This is a genomic window from Cytobacillus kochii, assembly GCF_020171845.1.
GTDB classification, from domain to species: Bacteria; Bacillota; Bacilli; order Bacillales; family Cytobacillaceae; genus Cytobacillus; species Cytobacillus kochii.
Map to the genome: position 1 here is coordinate 36,740 of NZ_JAIVAM010000016.1, position 22,337 is coordinate 59,076.

At 31.8% G+C, this 22,337-nt stretch carries 18 protein-coding genes and 1 pseudogene; 15 read left to right on the forward strand and 4 right to left on the reverse strand.

The window, feature by feature from the left end; translation table 11 throughout:
• Window positions 1–55: 55 nt before the first annotated feature.
• The 11 genes from LCM23_RS22660 to LCM23_RS22715 all read left to right on the forward strand — a co-directional run bounded on the left by LCM23_RS22660 (window position 56) and on the right by LCM23_RS22715 (window position 14,516).
• Window positions 56–298, forward strand: a complete 243-nt coding sequence (locus LCM23_RS22660; protein WP_224938878.1) for a hypothetical protein — start codon at window positions 56–58, stop codon at window positions 296–298.
• 24 nt (window positions 299–322) lie between these two features.
• Window positions 323–739: a hypothetical protein gene (locus tag LCM23_RS22665; protein WP_224938879.1), complete on the forward strand. Its 417-nt coding sequence runs from the start codon at window positions 323–325 to the stop codon at window positions 737–739.
• Window positions 739–1,962 carry a MobP2 family relaxase gene (gene mobP2 / locus LCM23_RS22670; RefSeq protein ID WP_224938880.1) on the forward strand — a complete coding sequence of 408 codons (1,224 nt, stop codon included), beginning with the start codon at window positions 739–741 and terminating at the stop codon, window positions 1,960–1,962. Before LCM23_RS22665 ends, mobP2 begins: the two co-directional genes overlap by 1 nt.
• A gap of 46 nt (window positions 1,963–2,008) precedes the next feature.
• Window positions 2,009–3,358, forward strand: coding sequence for a DUF3991 and TOPRIM domain-containing protein (locus LCM23_RS22675; protein ID WP_224938881.1), 1,350 nt, complete (start codon window positions 2,009–2,011; stop codon window positions 3,356–3,358).
• Between the two features lie 44 nt (window positions 3,359–3,402).
• Window positions 3,403–3,849, forward strand: a complete 447-nt coding sequence (locus tag LCM23_RS22680) for a hypothetical protein (protein ID WP_224938882.1) — start codon at window positions 3,403–3,405, stop codon at window positions 3,847–3,849.
• Window positions 3,850–3,983: 134 nt separating this feature from the next.
• On the forward strand, window positions 3,984–4,967 hold the full coding sequence (locus tag LCM23_RS22685; RefSeq protein ID WP_224938883.1) for a Fic family protein: 984 nt from the start codon (window positions 3,984–3,986) through the stop codon (window positions 4,965–4,967).
• A gap of 25 nt (window positions 4,968–4,992) precedes the next feature.
• A complete protein-coding gene (locus LCM23_RS22695; RefSeq protein ID WP_263624398.1) occupies window positions 4,993–11,583 on the forward strand; it encodes an SNF2-related protein in 6,591 nt (2,196 codons plus the stop codon).
• A 259-nt stretch (window positions 11,584–11,842) separates the two neighbouring features.
• Window positions 11,843–12,643, forward strand: coding sequence for a GNAT family N-acetyltransferase (locus LCM23_RS22700; RefSeq protein WP_224938884.1), 801 nt, complete (start codon window positions 11,843–11,845; stop codon window positions 12,641–12,643).
• Between the two features lie 89 nt (window positions 12,644–12,732).
• A complete protein-coding gene (locus LCM23_RS22705) occupies window positions 12,733–13,173 on the forward strand; it encodes a pyridoxamine 5'-phosphate oxidase family protein (RefSeq protein ID WP_224938885.1) in 441 nt (146 codons plus the stop codon).
• A 437-nt stretch (window positions 13,174–13,610) separates the two neighbouring features.
• Window positions 13,611–13,832 carry a hypothetical protein gene (locus LCM23_RS22710; RefSeq protein ID WP_224936466.1) on the forward strand — a complete coding sequence of 74 codons (222 nt, stop codon included), beginning with the start codon at window positions 13,611–13,613 and terminating at the stop codon, window positions 13,830–13,832.
• Window positions 13,833–14,105: 273 nt separating this feature from the next.
• Entirely contained in the window at window positions 14,106–14,516 is a 411-nt protein-coding gene (locus LCM23_RS22715) for a GNAT family N-acetyltransferase (protein WP_224938886.1), read from the forward strand.
• A 344-nt stretch (window positions 14,517–14,860) separates the two neighbouring features.
• Here the strand turns inward: LCM23_RS22715 and LCM23_RS22720 are convergent, their stop codons facing one another.
• The 3 genes from LCM23_RS22720 to LCM23_RS22730 form a co-directional block, all read right to left on the reverse strand.
• Entirely contained in the window at window positions 14,861–15,352 is a 492-nt protein-coding gene (locus tag LCM23_RS22720; RefSeq protein WP_224938887.1) for a hypothetical protein, read from the reverse strand.
• 308 nt (window positions 15,353–15,660) lie between these two features.
• Window positions 15,661–16,314, reverse strand: a complete 654-nt coding sequence (locus LCM23_RS22725) for a recombinase family protein (RefSeq protein WP_224938932.1) — start codon at window positions 16,312–16,314, stop codon at window positions 15,661–15,663.
• Window positions 16,315–17,154: 840 nt separating this feature from the next.
• Window positions 17,155–17,331, reverse strand: coding sequence for a hypothetical protein (locus LCM23_RS22730; protein ID WP_157090510.1), 177 nt, complete (start codon window positions 17,329–17,331; stop codon window positions 17,155–17,157).
• Window positions 17,332–17,814: 483 nt separating this feature from the next.
• Between LCM23_RS22730 and resA the strand changes: the two genes are divergently transcribed.
• The 3 genes and pseudogenes from resA to LCM23_RS22745 all read left to right on the forward strand — a co-directional run bounded on the left by resA (window position 17,815) and on the right by LCM23_RS22745 (window position 19,488).
• Window positions 17,815–18,342: a thiol-disulfide oxidoreductase ResA gene (gene resA, locus LCM23_RS22735; RefSeq protein ID WP_066194453.1), complete on the forward strand. Its 528-nt coding sequence runs from the start codon at window positions 17,815–17,817 to the stop codon at window positions 18,340–18,342.
• 41 nt (window positions 18,343–18,383) lie between these two features.
• Window positions 18,384–18,643 (forward strand): annotated as a pseudogene (locus LCM23_RS22740) (disulfide bond formation protein B); the annotation flags it as partial.
• A 509-nt stretch (window positions 18,644–19,152) separates the two neighbouring features.
• Window positions 19,153–19,488 carry a hypothetical protein gene (locus LCM23_RS22745; protein WP_083957290.1) on the forward strand — a complete coding sequence of 112 codons (336 nt, stop codon included), beginning with the start codon at window positions 19,153–19,155 and terminating at the stop codon, window positions 19,486–19,488.
• 827 nt (window positions 19,489–20,315) lie between these two features.
• Here the strand turns inward: LCM23_RS22745 and LCM23_RS22750 are convergent.
• Window positions 20,316–20,666, reverse strand: a complete 351-nt coding sequence (locus tag LCM23_RS22750; protein ID WP_066194450.1) for an AbrB/MazE/SpoVT family DNA-binding domain-containing protein — start codon at window positions 20,664–20,666, stop codon at window positions 20,316–20,318.
• A 326-nt stretch (window positions 20,667–20,992) separates the two neighbouring features.
• Between LCM23_RS22750 and LCM23_RS22755 the strand changes: the two genes are divergently transcribed.
• Window positions 20,993–22,225 carry a murein hydrolase activator EnvC family protein gene (locus tag LCM23_RS22755; RefSeq protein WP_066194448.1) on the forward strand — a complete coding sequence of 411 codons (1,233 nt, stop codon included), beginning with the start codon at window positions 20,993–20,995 and terminating at the stop codon, window positions 22,223–22,225.
• Window positions 22,226–22,337 lie beyond the last annotated feature (112 nt).

Here is a 22,337-nt window from a genome sequence, read left to right on the forward strand (position 1 = left end):
GGATAGTGCGGTCCCTATCATTGCCTAAAAATATGTAGAAAGGTTTTGAAAAAAATTGGCGGATATCACTGTAAAAGGATTGTCCTCATCAACAAATAACAAGCTAACAGAAAAAGCGAAAAAGGCAGGGTGTTCAAAGAACAAATACATCATTACTTTATTAGAAAAACATGTTGTATCTGAAGAAGTTGAAGGGGTAAGAGAAGACTACGAAGAGTTGGTTAAAAGCATGTTACAAGTAGTTGAAAAAAATACGGTTGTTATGAAAGAACTTGTTAAAGCATATCAGGAAGACTAAAAAAATTTGAAGGAGCATAACAACATGGAAAGGAAAAATATAAGATTTAGTGATTCAGAATTTGGTATCAAATATTTAAACAAAAAGAAAGATGAATATGGTTTGAAAAATTACAATGAAACGATTGAAAGAATATTTGCCGAACATGATCAATTTAGAAGGATGTTAAATAACCAGGATGAAATGGTCGAAAGAATTTATTCTCGATTTAAAAAGGATTTAGATGTTATTCGTGTCAGGACTGGATATGCCGATAAAAATACTAGAATAGCGCTTGAATTGTGGAATGGTTTTATATTAACGAATGACCAGGATAACTACGTAACTACAGATGAATTTATGACAACTCCTTTAGAAAAAGCAACTAAAAAAGTTACAGATGATATAGCTGCCTATAGGCAAAGGAAGTTAGAAAGAGAAAAGAAAAAAGGTAATTCTTAATGGGCTCACCTGGAGTTGTTTTAGTTTCAAAATACGTAACTGGTAATTCAAAAAAATTTACTTCATACGTAAATTATATAAACAGGGATGAGGCCACGAGGACAAAGACATTCGAGAAGTACAATGTAAACGATTTGGATGGCTATAATCAGTACATGGGTAATCCAGAAAAAAGTAATGGTATCTTTACGAAAAATAAAGACAGGTTATCAAAAAAAGAAAAAGATCAGTTAAAGGAAATATTTAAAATAGCACAGGAAAATGATTCTGTGATGTGGCAAGACGTTATTAGTTTTGATAATAAATGGTTAGAAGAGAATGGACTTTATAACTCAGAAACTGGATGGATAAATGAGGGGGCTCTTCAAAAATCAATTCGTAAAGGTATGAATGAAGTATTGACTAAAGAAAAGATGAAGGAAAGTGCCGTTTGGTCGGCTTCGATACATTTTAATACAGATAACATCCATGTCCATATAGCCTCAGTCGAACCGTATCCAACAAAAGAATACGGCACATATATGAATAAATCTACTGGAGAATACTATCAAGCAAGGCGAGGGAATAGGAAAAAGTCAACACTTGATAACTTCAAAAGTAAAGTAGCAAATACTTTATTAGATAGAGATAAGGAATTAGCAAAAATTTCACAGCTAATACACGAAAAAATTGCTCCGAAAGGATATAAATTCAAGCCTAAACAACCATATATGAAATCCATCTATAACGATATTTATAAGCAGTTACCATCCGACATGCGGCTTTGGAAATATAATAATAACGCATTGAATGATTTGCGACCAAAAATTGATAATCTAATCACTATGCATATTGAAAAATATCATAAAGAAGATTTTGCTGAATTAGATTTAGCTTTGAAAGAGGAAATGGAATTTAGAAAAGGTGTTTATGGAAATGGAGATATTGAGACTCAACGTTATGAGGATTATCGAAAGAATAAGCACCATGAATTGTATTCAAAAATGGGTAATGCACTGTTGAATGAAATGAAAGAAATAAGACAAGAAGAACGAGGCAAATTGGCTACACAAGGTAAATGGAATCCAGATAAAAATAATTGGGAAAAACGAAATGAAAAAATGCTTTCAAATAAACAAATAAGACGGTTGAAAAAAGCTCTAAGTCTTGATTATCAAAGTTTGAAAAATAGAAGGAAATATGAAAGGCTCCAACAAGAAATTGAATATGAAAAAGGAAGGTAAAGACTCAAAAGTCTTTGCCTTTTTTATTATAAAGGGAGGTATTTTATTGAAAAGAGTAAGTGATGATCTTATTGCTGAAGCCGAAAAAACTAGTATTGTTAGTTTGTGCCAAGAGTATGGATATGCCATTGAAAAGAAAACAAATCAATATTACTTTGGAATAGAGCATGACAGTTTGGTTATTGATAGTTATAAAAATAAGTTCTATTGGAATTCCCAAAATATTTCAGGGAATTCTATTTTATTTGCACAGACCTTTTTTAATAAGACATTTCCAGAAGCAGTAGCGATGTTGACATCAAAAGAATATGAAAAAATGAATGATACCTATGTTGAACCTGAAAAGAATTTCGTTTATGAAATTGAACATGATACCTCAACTGCAGCAGCAGAGGATTATTTAGTTAATGAGCGAGGTATCGATAAAGACATAGTAAGTGCACTTATTAAGAAGGGGCTCATTAGGCAGGACCATAAAAAGAACATAGTATTTGTTTGGGGAGAAACTGGTAGACGAGTAGGAGCAGACCTCCAAGGAACGGTTTCAAAAAATAACCTTGGTAAAAGGGGGACGTTTAAGCAAATTTTTAGGGATTCAAAATCTAATTATGGCTTTAATGTTTCTCTAGGAGTACCTAAAAAATTATTATTCTTTGAAGCGCCTATTGATTTACTTAGTTATTGGTCATTAAATAAACATTTGAAGAATTGTAGATTAATTTCAATGAGTGGTTTGAAGCCGAGGACAGTTATGAACATGATGAAACATACGTATGTTTCGAGAGGCCAGTACCCTACTGAAGGTATCTTCTTAGGGGTAGATAATGATGTCGCTGGTCATAAGTTTGTGGATCGATTTGAACAAATGTTATTAGAGACAAAAGATGGCCAGGAGATCCCTTTTCATAATTTAATTCCTAATGATTTAGAAATACCGAAGGAATATATACCCCTTTATCAAGATGCAGCCATTAATCATAATGTTGACTGGAAAGACATTGCTGCTATTCATAAAGCAGAAACAAATTTAAGCAAGACAAATGAGATAGCTAATTATTTCGGCTTAGGAAAATTCTTTGGAAAGGTGTTAGAGAATAAGGAAAAACCAAAAGAAATCAATCTATATGATTCAATTAATGAATGTGCTAAATCATTGGCCAAGAATCGTTTTGCAGGAAAGTTTGATTTAGAAAGGACTATGAGCCAACCAGGGCATGAATTAGGCGATTTAAAAAAGTTTATTAATAAAGTGAAAAGATATTCCGAGAAATATTCCAATTTAGGATACTTACCAACAAAGAGTATGACAAAGGATTGGAATGATAAATTAATATCGGAAAAAAACATAAAGACTAAAAACACGTTTAAACAAAAAGATGTAGCTGTGAGCAGATAAAAAGTAGCCCCTAAAGGGCTACTTTTTTTGAAGGGGGATATATAATGAAAAACTTTACTATGGTATTTGGTTATTATAATGATGACTTTGAAATCACATTGGAAACTAACTATAAGTATGAGGCAACAAACGAAAGAGAGGCACTTTCTATAGCTAGTAAGTTAGAAGGGAAAGAATGCTTTTCATTTCAACCTTTTTTTGATCAGAAAACAAACAAGATTATGGTTAGAAATTCTGACAATCCTTACTATGATGAAGTTTTTGTAACAGAGTTCAAATTTTATGATGAAACAAAAGGCGACTATATTCAATTTGATTTGGGTGATGGGAAATTTTTATATCCTTGTGTCAATCCAATTTGTTATGTCGAACTAAACGAAATTCAATTTTATGAAGAGATAACTAAATACTATAAAGAAAAGTTATTGAATAATGAAACATTGACGTTTTCTTCCTTAAATTGGGGTGTTAAGGAGGTTATGCCCTATTAGAAAAGTTCCTTAGAATCTATCTAATTTAAGGGGGGTGATAAAATATCTTCAAGAAAATGTTGCTAAATAGTATCATTAAAATTATAATATGATATATAATGATACTGCGAAGAATGACCATGAGGTGGTTTTAATTGCGATATTTTACAACATATGAGGCATTAGAAATACTTGAAGATGAAGGCATAATAAGTAATGCTGTAGTTCTTAGAAGATATTTAAGTAAGGGCATGATTCCAGGAGCTTACCGAAAGTCTAGAAAAGAAGGATGGGTTATTCCTGATGATGGACTTAGGGATTTTATAATTGAGAAGGTTGGGGAAGACAACATGCTAACCCATTTTGTAAAACGGAGTTTTACTTTGGAGAAAGAGAGTTTACCACAGGACTATTTAGAAGATGTTTTAGTGAGGATAGCTCATCATTCAAGTGCCATCGAGGGCAATAGCATTAGTCTTCCTGACACAGTATCGATACTAATTTATAATATGGTCCCTAGTCAGGTTAAATTATGTGAGTTATATGAAGTTGATAATCATAGAGAAGCTTTTGATTATGTAATTAATCAAATACAAAATGAGCAGCCATTAACTATAGATACAATTAAAGATATTCATCACTTGTTAACTAATAAGTTGCAGCATGATAGAGGTCAATTTAAAACTTCACAAAACGCCATAAAGGGTGCTAATTTTATGACTGCTAGGCCTGAAGATACGCCTTATTTAATGGGGCAGTGGATTGGTAATTTAAATTATCAATTAGCTCAAGCATCTGATAGGGAAGGAATTATTAAAATAATCGGGGATTTTCATATTCAATTTGAGCGTATTCATCCTTTTTCAGACGGAAATGGTCGGACTGGAAGGTTAGTTTTAAATTATTCACTGTTTCAGAATGGAATTCCGCCATTAATTATTGAAGCGAAAGATAAAGCTAAATATTTTAATATCTTAGCGAATCAAGATAGTGAAAAATTTTTATCGTTTGCAATGCCTTTAATTAACGCTGAAGATGACAGACTTAATAGGTTTGCTAATAAAAATCTTGCTCAAAATCCTGAAATTATGCCAGAGAAAGCAATTGAAAATACAATAATAGAACCGAAAAGAGAATGAACAGAATGGAAGTGTAATTTCACCTATGAGTACGATAAATTTAAGGGAAGTCTATAAAAGCGTTCTTAAAAAAATGGTTAGTTCTGAGAAAGAGTGGACCAACTTTTTATCATTTGGTTCCAGAATTCATAAGTACCCATTTGACCAGACAGCACTTGTATATGCACAAAATCCTAATGTGACGATGCTTGCATCAAAAGATATATGGAGTAAATTTAACAGAAAAATTATTCCACAATCAAAAGCGATTTTAGTAACAAAATATCAAAGTGGCCAACAGGTAATTGATTACTTGTTTGACGTTACACAGACAACAGGGGGGCATCTTCGAGAGCCTGTATGGGCTATACAAGAAGAAGAAAGGGCGTTTATCCATCAATCCTTGTTGAATTCTAATATGGCAGGTGAAACATTAGAGGAGAGTGTTGAAGCCTTCACTAGACAAGCAGCCACACAGTTATACCTAAAGAACGAAGATCATTTTGAAGAAGCTTTTAAAAATCTACCTGGGAGTGAAAGAGATAAAAAGCTTAAAGACTTTTATCATTTAGCAGTAAACAGTGCATTATACGCAATTCGTGAGAAAAGTGGTCTAGAACAACTGAACGTTCAAGATTTTTCAGCAATTACTGAGTTTAATACAGTATCAAAAGTCAATATTTTAGGATACTTAACCACGAATACTACCCAGGTAGTTATGAGTCAAATAGCTAAATTAAAAAAACAACATTCATTAGAAAGGGTTGAAAGTAATGATAAATTACGAAATGAGAGAAGACGGGAATCTTTATCCGAAGATAGAACTAAGCAGCGAGAACAATCACATGAAGCTTCCATTAGGAAGATACGGGAAAATGGGGATGGAATACCTGCAAGAGAAGAATCCAATCCGTTTTCAAGAACTACAAATGGAAGGGACATTAATGGAAGTGTTTCACCAAGTGGATCTAGCAGCGAAGGAAAGCATTCTAGACAGGATGATGGAATTGGAGAAAAAGAATCCGATGCCGGTAACGGAGGACATACTGAAGAAAGCTCAACACAAAAACCAATTGAAGGAACAAGCAGAAGAAATAGTATTGAAAGAAGTGGTTTACCAAGTAAGGTAATACAACCAAATATTGAACAGAAAGAACCTGTATCTAGTAAAGAAACAGGTTCTTTTGTTTTATCTTCAGACAATAATGATAAGGAACTAGGTCAGTTAGAGCTATTTAATGATTGGGAAGCCGTTGGCGAAAGTAAGACTGATTCTGTTAAAGATGAGCTAAGGAAAGAAAATGATTTTATTTTTGTTCGTGGTACAGGCTTTGAGGGCGGAAAAAATCGGGTTATAGAATTTATGGAGAAAAATCCAACAAGTAAAGAGGCAGTAGATTTCTTAAAGAAAGAATATGGTATTGGTGGTTGGGGAGGTCCTAATGGGCCAAGTGTCATGTATGACAGTTCAGGAATAACCGTAACATCAAAAAATCCTCTATTAAATCCTGGGGTAGAAAGAAAAATTAAATGGAAAGATGCAGCAAGCCGAATACAGGAATTAATTAAACTTAATCGATACCTGACAGAAGAAGAGAAGAAAGGGCGATTAGTCACCCAAGATACTGTTGTGAAAAAGGAAGAATCCCATAAAGCTACAAGGTCTGTGGAATCTGTAAATAAACAAGTTAGTGAAGATAGTTCGGTAAAAGGTCAACCTAACTTAGTGATTCCAACGAAAAATTATCAATATGACCCTTCAGATAATTTATATCCTAGTGGTGAAAAGACAAAGTATCAAAATAACGTAGCTGCCATTCGTTTATTAAAACAATTAGAAGCGAATAAAAATGTTGCTACTCCTTCTCAACAAAGAATATTAGCTAAATATGTGGGTTGGGGAGGTCTGGCAAATGTATTTAATCCTGATAGTGATAAATGGACTAAAGAGTACAAAGAGTTAAAGATATTGCTGTCTGAAAAGGAATATCAGGATGCAATGGAAAGTACAATTACTGCTTATTATACTGACCCTGCCATCATTGAAAGGGTTTATAAAGCATTACAAAATTTTGGTTTTAAGAATGGAAGCATACTAGATCCTGCAATGGGGACTGGTAATTTCTTTTCGGTTTTACCAAAAGAAATGTCCGAATCTAATCTCTATGGAGTGGAATTGGATAGTATCACAGGTAGAATAGCAAAACAACTTTACCCTGAAGCAAATGTACAAGTGCAAGGATATGAAACAACTAAATTCAATGATAATCAGTTTGATATTGTAGTTGGTAATATACCATTTAATAATATAAAGGTGCAGGATGAACGATATGATGCCCATAAGTTTCTTATCCATGACTATTTTATTGCCAAGTCAATTGATGTAGTAAAACCAGGAGGCATACTTGCAGTTATTACTTCTAGGGGAACGATGGATAAGAAAAGTGAACTTACTAGGGGATATATTGCTGAGAGAAGCGAGTTTTTAGGGGCAATAAGGCTACCTAATAATGCTTTTAAGTCCATTGCTGGGACAGAAGTTACAACTGATATTCTTTTCCTCAAGAAACGAGAAGCACCAATAAATATTAAAGGTGTTGAATTAGAGTTTGATTGGTTGAATGTAGAACCAATCGAAGGTAGAAGTGGAATTGAGATTAATAAATATTTCCAACAACACCCTGAAATGGTACTTGGGAAAATGGAATATGCAAACCACTATGGTGGCACTAGTGAATATAAGTGCGTTCCTGTTCCAGGCCAAGAGCTTTTGCCGGTACTTGATAAAGCTATTAGTAGAATCCAAGGGGAATTTACTGCCATACAGGAAAAGACGGCAATCATTAATCAAGAGAATGAGAGTATAGCACAAGATTCTTTAGAAGTACCTCCTGGAACTAAGAATTACACATATGTAGTTAAAGAAGGGAAGCTTTTTTATTGTGAGAACAATGCCCTAATACCACAAAATTTAAATAAAAAGGATACTGAAAGAATAGTAGGTTTATGTGGGGTTCGTACTGCATTACAGGAAGTAATCAAGGTACAGGCTGCACCTTATGATGAATCGGAATTAAAGGCTCTTCAATCCACGCTCAATAAAAAATACGATGATTTTGTTAAGAAATTTGGTTATATAAATGAGCGTTCTAACCAAAGAGCGTTTTATGAAGATGATCAGTTGCCATTGCTTTTATCTTTAGAGGAAGAAATAGATTCTAAGAGTTATAAAAAGGCTGCTATATTTCACAAGGCAACTATTCGCCCCCAAGTTGTTCGAACACATGCACAGAACGCTCAGGAAGCATTAGAAATGTCTTTGAATAGGGATATGAAAGTGGACCTTTATTATATGGCTGAATTAACAGGGAAAGAACCTGAAGACCTGATTAAAGAATTAGGAAACAAAATTTACTTAAATCCAGAAAAGTTAACAGATGATTTAAATAGTGGATGGGAATCTAGCGATGAATATCTGACTGGAAATGTTTTAGATAAATTGGAATATGCCAAGTTGATGACCAAAAGTTATCCTGAGCTATTCTCAAGAAATGTACAAGCTTTAGAAGATAATCAGCCTATTCCTTTATTACCTGGAGATATACATTTTAGAATAGGCTCTCCTTGGATTCCGGTTGAATATTACCAAGAGTTTATGTATGAACAATTTAGTACCTCAGAATTTAATAGAATTAGTAGATATGGAATTAAAATTGAATTTTTAGCAGCAACAAATACTTGGAGGATTAACGGAAAAGATAGAGAGTATAAATCTATAGTAGCAAATTCTGTTTATGGTACAAAAAGAAGAAATTCTTATCAAATTTTTGAAGATTGTCTCAATCTGCAGGATGCAACAGTAAGAGATCCTGAAAGGTACACTGATAGAAACGGTAAAGAACAAACGAAATATGTAGTTAATCCAAAGGAAACAATGATTGCTAGGTCTAAACAACAAGAAATACAGCAAGGGTTCAAAGATTGGCTTTTTAAAGATGAAAAGCGTAGTAGTCACTTATTGAAGATTTACAATGAAAAATTTAATAAGATTCTCCCTCGTAAATTTAATGGTGAAAATCTGACATTCCCAAATATGAATGAGGAGATGCAATTAAGAAAGCACCAGAAAGATGCTGTGGCCAGGGTTATATCAACTGGAAGGGGATTATTAGCTCATGAGGTAGGAGCCGGTAAAACGGCTGCTATGATTGCTTCCGGAATGAAGCTTAAGCAAATAGGAGCAATAGAAAAACCTATGTTTGTTGTTATGAATCATACCATTGATCAATGGGCTAAAGAGATAATGAGATTTTATCCTGGTGCCAATGTATTAATTACTACAAAAAAGGATTTTGAAAAGCAAAATAGAAGGAAATTTGTTTCTAAAATAGCGACGGGAAGTTATGATGCCATCGTCATTGGTCATAGCCAGTTCGAGAAAATCCCAATTTCTAAAGAGCGACAAGAGAAAAGTTTGAGGAAAGAAATTAGCACATTAACTTATGAAATAAAACAAGCAAAAAAGGAGGAAGGCAAGGATTGGAGCGTAAAACAATTAGTTATTTTCCAAAAATCATTAGAAAATAAACTTAAGAAGTTACAAAATGAGCCATATAAAGACGAAGTAATAAATTTTGAAGAACTTGGTGTAGATTGCTTATTTGTAGACGAAGCTCACGTATACAAAAACCTTCATACGGTAACTAAATTGACGAATGTTGCAGGTATAGGGAAATCAAGTAGTTTAAGAGCTTCCGACATGAAAATGAAGTGTGAATATATTCAGGAAGTTAATCAAGGACGTGGTGTCATTTTTGCTACGGGTACACCAATAACTAATAGTATGTCAGAGTTTTATGTTATGCAGCGTTTTTTACAACCTGATACTTTGAATAGTACGGGCTTAGACTTTTTTGATAAGTGGGCAGGTACATTTGGTGAGGTTGTATCTTCATTAGAAATGACTCCAGAAGGTTCTGGTTATAGAATGAAGTCCAGATTTGCAAAATTTCATAACTTACCAGAGCTTATGAACATGTTTAATATGGTAGCAGATATACAAACTGCAGAAATGTTGAAGCTGCCTGTTCCAGACTTAGAAACTGGTAAGGCACAAATCATTGTTTCCGAGTGTTCTCCATACCAACAAGAAATGATGCTAAGCTTTATGGAAAGGTCAGAAATGATTAGGGAGGGCTTAGTAGACCCTAGTGAGGATAATATGTTGAAGTTAACTCATGAAGCAAAGCTAATGGCTATTGACCCACGATTAATCAATGAAGGTGCGCCAATTAATGAAACATCAAAACTAAATAAGTGTATAGATAATGTTTTTAAAATTTGGGATAACACTAAAGAAAATAAATCAACTCAAATGATTTTCTGCGATAGTGGTACACCTAAACCTAATGAGTTTAATGTATATGATGAAGTGAAAAATCAGTTAATAAAAAAAGGGATACCTTCAGAAGAAATTGCTTTTATTCATGATGCAAAAACAGATGTGCAGCGAGATAAATTGTTTGCAAAAATGAGAAATGGGGACATTAGGGTGTTACTTGGAAGTACAAGTAAGGTTGGTACAGGCACTAATGTTCAGGATAAGCTTATTGCTGGCCATCATATTGATTGTCCTTGGAGGCCTGCAGATTTAACTCAACGTGACGGACGGATCTTGCGTCAAGGAAATTCAAATAAACAGGTTTCCATATTTAGATATGTAACGAAGGGGACATTTGATGCTTACTTATGGCAGATACAAGAACAAAAATTAAGATATATTTCGCAAGTTATGACAGGTAAAAATATATCTAGGTCTTGCGATGATACTGAGGAGACAGTATTAACTGCTGCAGAGGTAAAAGCGATTGCAACAGATAATCCATTACTTTTAGAAAAGATGACCTTAGATAATGATGTCAGTCGTTTTAGGATGATTCATAATCGTTGGTTAAATGAAAAGGCAGTGATGGAGAAAAATATATCTATTGTTTATCCGAAAAGAGTAGTAGAATATGAAAATTTTATTATAGGTCTGGAATCAGATATTTCCACTGTTCTAAGGAATCCAGGGAATTTTGAGATTGAACTAGAGGGAATGACTTATTATGATGAAAAAGAGGCAGGACAGGCCATTAAGCCCATTGTAAGCTCAAAAAAAGGCATTGAAGATGCTCCTGTATCAATTGGGTCTTTCAAGGGGTTAGAAGTGTTTGTAAGAAAAACAGTATTTAATGAGTATTACATTGGATTAAAAGGTGAGAGTCAGTATGACGTACCATTGCGAAGCCACCATGATAGAAGTAATATACAAAGACTCACTAATATTATAGAAGACTATCCTCAAAAAATTATTGAGTATAAAGAAAAGATTGAAGAAACTAAGGCACAATTAAAGTATGTTGAGAATGAATTAACAAAAACCTTTCCGCATGAACAAGAGCTGAAGGAGTTAATTAAGAAGCAAAATGAACTAAACTTAAAGATGGAGTTTGAAGAAAAGATAAGAGAGAAAAATAATGCTCAGAAAGTAAGCGAGGCTTCACAAGAGGCATCGTCTGAGGTAATTATTAATATCCCTTCCGGTAATCAAGAGAATAGAGTGAAGAATAAAGCTTTAATTACCGAAAGAATTTAAACAATAAAGGCGTGTGTTGTTTTGATATATGGATGGTTATTTAAATCAACTCGGTGGCTGTCACTCTTGTAGAAACTATCCATTTTTTCTGTACTATCCATAGTAAGTTTTTCTCTTTTTGCGGTGCCTAACTAGATAGAGAGGTCAAGTAAAAATAACAAAATAATAGAAATGTTCTAAATCTACCTTCCAAACACATGCTATTTAAAGTAAAATATGGGAATATTCTTTTTTGATTGATTACGGGGGGAAGAGCATAATGATTAGAAGATTAACGGAAAATGACCATGGACATTGTTTCCAACTCCTTAAGGAAAAACCAGCTGAAAATTTATTTATTCTCGGTGATATTGAGGCTTATGGGTATGAACAAGAATTTCAAAAGCTTTGGGGTGATTTTAGTGATAACGGCGAGTTAATTGCTATTCTACTAAAATATCAAGAAAACTATATCCCCTATGCAAAAGGGGATTATAACGCTAAAGGATTCGCAGAAATTATGTTGAGTGATCCAGCTTTTTCTATGTTGTCTGGTTTAAAAGACGTGACAGAAAAATTAGAGCCCTACTTGAGTCATCGATTAAAACGAAAAAGAGAGACATATTATGCTAAATGTACAAAAATGATTCCTGCTACAACTGATGTAGATACTTCTTTAGTAGAACAAGCAGTTCCTGGGGATGCAGAAGAGCTTGTCCAATTACTAAATTCTATTCCTGAGTTTAATGACACTATCATTACTGTTGAACGTAAGCGTCGTGGATTAGAAGATGGTGTTTCCCGTTCATTCTTTATCAAGGAAGATGGAAAAATGGTATCCACGGCATCCACAGCAGCAGAAAACTCTCTGTCAGCCATGGTAGTGGGTGTAGCAACCTTAGATGCATATAAGAAAAAAGGATATGCAACGCAGTGTATGGTAAAGCTTTGCGATCAATTGCTAGAGGAAGAGAAAGAACTGTGCTTGTTTTATGATAATCCGAGTGCGGGAGTTATTTATAAACGAATTGGATTTGAAGATATCGGATTTTGGATGATGTATTCGTTTAAGAAGAATTAATGTGAAAACACTTTTGCAAAAAAGAGAAAAAAGAAGATAATTTGGTATTCCATTATTGGGCGCTTATCTATAATTAAGAGGTGGAATAAATGGAGATTATAAGGGGTAAACGAAGTTTTGATTTGGATGAATTCTTAACGAAACCATTATTTGCTCATCTATCGACGGCTTCTTCCGAAGGACCAAGAGAATCTCCAGTGTGGTTTTTTTGGAAAGATAAATGTCTTTGGATTATAGGAACTCCTGTAGATACTTTTCCATTAAGAATAGACGAAAATCCGAATTGTGCTATCGGTATTGTAGATTTTGATCCGGCTACAGGGAAGGTATTACATGCAGGTTTTAGAGGAAAAGCAACCGTAGAGCCATTTAACTCTAATTTAGCAAAACGGTTATTTGCTAAATATTTGGGTTCAAAAGAAAAGGAGTGGGATGCTAGATTCAAAAATCAAGATCCTGAAAATGTTTTCATTCGTTTTGTACCTGAAACTGTAGTTGTTAGGAATCAATCATATTACGTCAATAGATAATATTTAATAATACGATCGGGCGCTTTAATGACATAAGTTGTGTCAGAATCCGGCCATTTAGTTGAATAGGTTTTCTTGGGGAAGTGAGAAAAAGTAATGTCTAAAGGTTTAAAAATAAAGTTATTTTGCTCCCTTGGATTACCAGTTATTATTACTATACTCCGCATTATTACGGATTACTTTTTGGATCGTGACATTGAATTATTCTCATATTCGGCAGTCTTCTTGGGGACAGTTGTCGCGGGATTAATTTTTGCAGGACCATTAAATTATTATATATCAAAATCTCGAGAAGGATAAAAATAGCTTATTGAAGTTCTTCTGTTATCGGGCGCAATTATTGAATAAGGTTATACTAGAATCGCTTCCATACTATCTTTAGCGCAGTTGTAGAAAAGTGAACAGTGAAAGTTAAGGTCGGACGAAGGCGGTTAAATATGACTGACAAAAATAATATTAATAAAAAACAGGATAATAATGATAGGAACTCATATGTGGGTTTTGGAGTTGCTTTCGGATTGCTTGGAGGCGCTGTATTTTCATCTATTGTTGGAATGTTTTTTGAATTTCCACTAACTTGGGCTTTTGGACCTGGAATAGGAATGCTTATTGGAATAATAATTGGCTCAATAATGGATTCAAATAATAATAAAGAATAGTTTAATGTGATGATTTTAAAAAAAAGTTGCGCATCATTTATATAATATACAGTTAGATTATTCTACAAAAGGGCGCTATTCCTTAATAACGAGGTAGCGCTCCATATTACATAATAAGTGCCAGATTGTGAACCAACTTGTTGTACAATTTGAAGAAAATCGATATAGTAAATAACAAGACAATGAAGTTCGGAACGTAATTTAAAGGAGGTATAAGACAGTGGAAAAACTATGGAGTAACTCTTCAAAATAATATTTTGAGGAGGATAATAAATGGCGATAAGTTTTAATAACAGTAAAAATATAAATGTTGACCAATTGGAAAAGCTATACAACGACGTTGAATGGTATGCGTATACACAGGATTTGGTCGTTCTGCAACAAGCGCTATCACAGTCGCTGGATGTTAGATCTGCCTGGGATGGCAATGAGTTAGTTGGACTCATTCGAATTGTTGGTGATGGATTAACAATTATATATATACAAGACATACTTGTTTTAAATTCTTATCAGAACCAAGGAATTGCTACCAAACTAATGCAACAAACCTTGAATAAATACAATAGTGTTCGGCAAAAGGTTCTTCTGACTGAGGAAGCACCTGACGTCAGACATTTTTACGAAAAGAATGGCTTTCAATCTTGCGACAAGGGATCTTTGGTTGCATTTGCTAAGATGAATTAAGGGTTATTATCAGAAAACAATAGGTGTGCATAAATGATCGGGAGAATTTCTTTTGAAACCTCCCGATCTATTTTATTCAAGAATAGGGCGCGATTGTTGAGCAACACAGGTAGAAAATGATCAAACTTTTTTATAAAAACCAAACTTAAATCTGCTAAAGAAGAATCCTTTTTGATCAATCTTTTTTTCAAATGGATTCTTCTTATTTATCGTAAAATAAGGATTTGCGAGATATTTTTGCTCAAACTTTATTTCAAAGCACAACTAAACTTTTTTCAAAATCAAAAAAAAGCATTCGTTTTGAATGCTTTTTTTTAATTTGGGAATTCGGATTAATTGGTTGCTTATAAAAAAGAGCGTTCAATATAGTGAGCGAATGCTTTTCCACTTTTATTAAAAGTGCTATGTGCATTCAATTTTACGTCATCTCTTATTGTTACTTCTACATTTCGTAAGAGGAACTCTACACTCATGGATAATTCTTTAAAATTACCTTGTATATATTTTGTAAGATCAGAGATATCCTCCAAACCAAAACTTGCTAAGGTAATTCTCTCTTTTAATTCTTTTATATAATCAGAATCATGAACATTCATATTGCCTGAAAAGTAGTCTCTATTAGATTTTTGCCATAACCCATCTTCTTTTAGCTCTACATCATTTTCTAATACATTTAGTGGTATTTCTAATAACAAAACTGCCTGCTCACTCGTAAGTTCATCTCTATACCGTCTAATTGTTATTATTAGTTCTGAGACTGTCTGCAAACTAAAATCACCATTTTCAAATGCTTCTTTTATTATAAAGAAATCCCTTACCATTGATAAATCGCTCATTCTTGTTAGCCTCCATTACTTATTTCATTCACTTGCACAAAAAATTTTTTAAATAATCATATTAAAGGGTAAAAGCTTCGCAAAATTTCTTTAAAATCTACACTAAATTTTTATATAAACACAATTATGTAAGTGTTTTGTAAAATATTCTAATAACATATTTAAATATCGATTTTTTCTTTTTTAGTTCTTGGTTCTTTTTTGTTTTTTGCATATTACTTACTATAGTAAGGTTGCTGCTTTTTGGTCTATAAATCTAATTAACTCTTGTATATTGGTATGATTATGTATCATAAGATCGTTTCTATTCATAAGTGCTCCTTCGAATCTTTACTATTTAATCTATATAATTTTTCGTATTCCCTAATTACTTTATAAAATGTATTCTTTTTTAATTCTAAGAGTTTCATAAATTCTATACTCTTTATATCGCCAGCCCTCCATCTATTATAATTTTTTTCGATAAAGAATTTTTTTTCATTAGTTAAGTTAGAATAGTTTTTTTGTGGTCTACCTAATGCTTTTCCCTGAGATTTGGCTAGGGCAATTCCTTCGGCTTGCCTTTGTTTAATTTTTTTTCTTTCTTGTTCGGCTGCGTAAGCTAATAAACTTAAGAATTGGTCTTCAAGCATTTTTCCAAGGTCACCCATGTTTCTAAATTTCCTACTATCAAACAATTCTTCATTATCAAGTACTACGATATCTGCTTTTAGATTCCTAGTTATATCTTTCCATTCTTCGATAATGCCATCATAATTTCTTCCAAGTCTGTCAAGGGAGTCAAAATAAATTAGGTCACCTTCACGTATGAAATTTTTCAATACCTTATAATTTGGTCTGTCGAAGTTTCTTCCAGAGGCCTTATCTATGAAAATGAAACGTTCCTCAACACCTAGATCTTTCATTTTTAGTACTTGTCTACCTTCGTTTTGATCTTTAAAGCTAACTCTAACGTAAGCCATTCTAACCAAAATACATTCTCCTTTTCTGTTTAGCTAAATCAATACTTTTTTAGTTGCTCTGTTTTTAATACCTTATTTTTTATCCTTAAAAACTAGCATAAATCTTCTTTACACTTCTTTTTTAATTATAATTCCATTATAATACATTTTGTCCTTAAAAGTATATATAATTAAAAAACGTTTATAAATATAAATTTACACATTTATAAACATTTAATTAATACGTATCCTTGTCGTCCTAAAAGTATACTTTTATAAACTATTTTTAAACAAAAAAAGACAAGAATATTTTCCTTGTATTTTTATAATTATGAATATAATAAATTATACATTAATAAAATGATTCAATTTTTCATCTGACAATAATTAATCAATTCTATTATGGAACTTATCTCTATTTTTCAATTCGTTTTTATTCTTATAGATTCTGTACTGAATAAAAAAAACGAAAAGATTGTAGTGAAGTTACCAAAGGCTAAGAAACCTTTAAATAATAATATATGAACACCTATTATCCTTTCATTTTTAATATTTATATGAATTTTCTCATATAAAAAATCTTTGATCAGTGTGAAAATTAATAGCATAAATAAAAATGAACCATCTAAGTAAGGTGATAATTCAAGGGGGATACACTCAGTGAATGTTGTCAAAATTACTCCTACCATAAAAGTTAATATAGCGAGAAGATATATCTCTATTCCGAATATGTCCACTTTCTTATTTTTACTTTTCTTGTTCATTGTCTTATAAACAAATTTCTCAAGTTGAAACTTTTTCTTCTTATCCATTATGGGACTAGGTTTAATCCATTTAGCATGATAAACTGTACCGGATTTATTACTTTTTAAGGTGATTATATCTTTTTTTGAAGTCGATTCTTCTGATTTCAGATAACTTTTGTAAAGCTTGTCTTTCTGCTTTATTAAAGTCTGTTTTATAAATATGATAAACTTTTTCTTCTTTTGTATATTCTTCAAAATAATGAAGTGTAAACCCTTTAGATTTTTTCCTCAAAATACTTCTTCCTATCTATTATGATATTAGATAAACGTACTGAATCATATTGAAGAGACATAACGTTGATTTAAAAAGAGTGGAACTTGCAAGAATTAATAGTTCAGTAGTATGTATGTACCTTAACTATAACGATAGTTCTATTATAAATATTAAGAAAGTGTGTTGTAGAAAGATATATTTTTGTACATTTTTGGTAACATAATTGACAGAATAATTAGCAGCTACTAATATCAAGTTAATGTTTGGGCTCTAATGTTTAGTATTGAAAATTTTGTGGGTGATGCTATAAATTACTAATCCTTATATATCTCCTCTTGTTATAAACAAATCATTTTTTATTGGAATAATGATTTATACAGAATTAATATTCGTAACATTTTATATTTTGATTGAGTATTTTTTTGAATGTTACCATTTTTCCTTTTCTCTAAGAAAATCCATACTAAGCCTAACTAAAAAACTTTAAATGGGGGTATTCCTATGAAAAATAAGAAAACTAGGTTGTTAATCCGTTCTAGCTTATTACTTATAATGACTGCAGCAATTGCCTATACGCTTTATCAAAATTTATTCACAGAAAATGTGCGTGTTCAGGCAGGAGATCAAGCACCAGACTTTATTCTAGAGGATATGGTTGGGAATGAAATCCAACTATCTGATTATAGAGGGAAGGGAGTTTTTCTTAACTTTTGGGGAACATGGTGTAAACCGTGTGAAAAAGAAATGCCCTATATGGAAAATCAATATAGAGTATTTAAAGAATTAGGTGTAGAAACTTTTGCAGTCAATATTGGGGAAAGTGATTTGGCCATCAATACTTTTAAAAGCAAGCATGAACTTACTTTTAGTATATTAAAAGATAGAAACCGAGAAGTGACAGAAGCTTATGACATTACCCCTATTCCAACTACGTTCTTAATTGATAAGGATGGTTTAATAGTTAAAGTAATAACAGGTACTATGTCTGAAGAGGATATAATAAATTACATGAAACTAATTCAACCATAAATAATAATATTTAGTTAGATGAATGAAATTGGAACAAAACCCTTGAGAGTCTTTACTTTAGCAAAATACGTAGCTTTATACCTTGTGAACTATGCTCGTATAAACGTATTCTCATGTATCCTTTGATAATTATCCTCGGAATTGTCACATTTTAAGGTGATTCATCTATTAAGAAGTTTTTACTACCAATGGCTTCAATAGGATCGTGTATTCATTCTATCATTACTTGATTCAAAAAATACCAGTACTAGCAGAAATAAAACCTTGTGCCAACGGTATTCCCTGTAACTCAAGGGTATTAAGAATTCTTAAGAATGGAAATTAGATGAATTGATTTTATAAATAAAGATGTGAAAGATTTTGGTTTACAGAATCTAAAGGGGGAGATATGGGAAGCAGGTTTTGTATTTACAAACTGTACCACTGTGTTTGTCTACTTATGATGACTAAATGGCAAAAATTCAACGTAAATGAAAGAAGAAGGACTAGATATAGAATTTGTTTCATTCAGTGCCAATCCAGATATAGATACTTCTGAAGTTTAAAAGGAATATGCTAGAAATTATAAATTGGATTCAAACAATTAGAATCTATTAACTGGATAAATCCCAACAAACGATTGAAGATTATGCATTAAAGAATTTTAAGACTAGTGTAAAAAAAGACGATGCTAGTAATCAAGTTATACATGGTTCATCCTTTTATTTAATAGATAAAGAAGGATATGTCGTAAAGGAATATAATGGCTTGAATTTCCTTTAGAGGAAATGGTATCAGATATAAAATTATTAAGTATAGAGGATTGATACTATGATAAGAAAGCGCACCTTATTTTTTATTTTCTTTCCCTTTTCAGTTATTCTGTTAATTTTTATAACTTTAAATATTCCAAGGGATACTTTACCATCTCCCGATACTAGAATTATTTTAGAACATACTTATCAATCTTATATTGCACCTACATGCTTTGAAGAATCTAACCCTACGAACTTCCTTGCAGATTCTACTTTAGAATCTGCACAAAAATTAAATTATAAACCACATTCAGCATGTACCGAAAAAGCTTTAAAAGCGGAAAAAGATAATATGTTTGTAAGTATCTTAAAAGAAATAGGGATAATAGATAAATTATGGGATAATTGGTAGAGTATAAGAGTTTTATTCATAATTTTAAAAAGGAAATTTATAGCCAATATATTGTATAATGTATTGCTGAATAAAATTAGTATTTCAAGTGGTCATTAATGGTGAAAGTGAAACCAACTGGTTTTCTTTTATAAGCTCTAATGTTCTACCTAAAAATTCTTCAACTAAATTATCTGTGTCAATAATTAATGATTCATAAATTGTTTTTTACCCTCAACAGTTTAAAAAATTTTTTAATTTTTGGGAGGAACCTACTGAAGATACCTTCCCAAATATCAGTGTTCCACCTTTTTCCTTTTATATCATGAGTAACACCTAAATTTAATTGGTTGTTAAAAGGGGGATGAAATTTTAGATATTCAATCTTAGTACTCTCATCATGATTTTTCCCTACCTCACCTCTAAGATTGAATATCTAAAATTTGCTGTTCTATATTTTTAATACTTTCAGTTTTAATCATAGATATCTTATTATACATATTCCACTTATTATTTCAATTTGTTTAAGCTCCGAAATATCAATTATATAAGTTAATTCATTTTCCTCATTTAAAAAAACATATTCCTTTATATACATAGTACTTACTAGAAAACTATAATTATAGTTTTAATTGAATTATGAAATAAGGGGGGAGCAGACACACGATTTAATATTTCCATCGTTTGAATAATTTATACTAAGTCGTTAGATGTTTATTTAACTTTCAATTTGAACATGCAATAGAAGAAGTGGACCTGCTTTTTTTGATGTAAGTATCTTAAACAGCTACTCCAGTGCGGGGTTAGATAATATTGTGTATTTTAAATTTAAAACATAATAAATACTTTTAGCATTCTAATTGAGTTAATCTACCACACTGATTCTCCAAATACCTAGAAGACACATCTGAAGAATTAGGAGAAATAACAATTTTTGAATCCTCGATAACTAATTGCACAAGTAAAACAGTAATAGTTGTTATGTTAAATTGTTTCCGTATTTCAATGGGGATTGTTAATTTCCCGTTTCGAAAAATACATTGGTTTAACCTACTATCAGGATGAAACCTTCTGATAATGAGTTTTTCTCCTTCTACATATATAAATACATAATCTCCATCATTAATTTGAAGGAGATCAATGAAAACTTTAGGTATCGAAACTTGACCATTTGTTGTGATTTTTCTGAGATAATACATAATTTTAACTAACTCCTTTATTCAAATAAAAAAGTTTATTAATAATGTAGAATAGCTAATAACTCTACTTTTAGTTTCCTTATTACTATACTGAAAACTTATGATTATTTTGTGCAGATAATATGAAATTAGTAGCAAAGTTTTTGGATATTAAAAATATGCCTTTGACGCGCTTAATGTCTTTATTATTAATATTAATTGAAAAGAAAATGAAATATTTTTTTTTGTTAATTTTTTTTAATATGATGCTACGATAATATAAATAACACCTTATTATAAAATATGAATTAACACTATAAATAATTGCTTAAAAAGGAGATTATAAAATGTATAAAGGTTTTAAAATAATAGTAGCATCTTTAGTAGTGTTATTAGTTGCTAATTCCGTCCACTTACCTATACAAGCCTCAGAAGACAAAACTAAATTAAACGAGGAAGATAATCTAATTAAAAAGAAAATATCTACTAATGATTCTGAACTGGATAAAATAGAAGAACAGATTAATCAAATACAGGCAAATAAGAAAAATATAAATCAAGAAATAGAACAAATAGATACAGAAATAAATGATGCAGATCAAAAAATCATGAAAAAGGAAGAAGAAATCCGTATTATAGAAGATGACATTTCGAGGCTAAAAAAAGAAATTAAAGAAGTGAAAGAAAGAATAGAAAGTCGAAATGAACTATTGAAAGAGAGAGCCCGTACATACCAAGAAAATCAAGAATCTAATAACTACCTTAATGTTTTACTAGGCTCAAATTCGTTCAGCGACCTTATCTCCCGTGTGGGTGCAGTAGCAACGATAATTGAAGCAGATCAATCAATACTCAAAGAACATTCAGATGATTTAGATCTATTTGATGAAAAACAAAAAGAATTTACAAGTAAACATGCTAACCTAAAGGAGTCTATTAATGGTCTTGAGCTTCTTTCAGATCAGTTAGAAAAACAAAAAAAACAAAAAAATAAAGTATTAAAATCCTTAAATATAGAAGAGGAGAGTGTAGTAACATATAAAATGGAGTTACAAGAAGAAAAACAATTATTAGCTTCTCAGGAAAAAGCAATAGAGAAAAACATAGAACTTAAAGTTAAAGATGACATACGGAATAATTTTCAAGGTCAAATTGAATCAAATGTTCCTAAAGAACAAAAATCTAAAGATTTTACGAATCCAACTACTGGAAATTTGACTTCGGATTTTGGAAACAGGAGTGGCGAAACTCATTATGGTGTTGATATTGCTAAGGCTGGAGAAGTTCCAGTTTATGCAGCTGCGGATGGTGTAGTTATACGCTCTTATTATTCATCAAGTTATGGAAATGTAGTTTTTATATCTCATACTATTGATGGAAATAATTATACTACTGTTTACGCACACATGAAAAATAGAATAGTCAATGAAGGAGAGATTACTAAGAAAGGACAAAAAATTGGTTTCCAAGGAAATACTGGCCAATCATTTGGTCAACATTTACATTTTGAATTACACAAAGGTAATTGGAATTCAAGCAAGACAAATGCGATTAACCCTAAGGGTTTTATTTCTCTATAAATAAACATGCATTTAGCTGAAACTGCTGACAGTGATGTTGATTCTAAAATTCATAACAAATTAAATAAAACACCTTTTTGTGTATCTTGGTTATTGTTAATCTAATGATCAC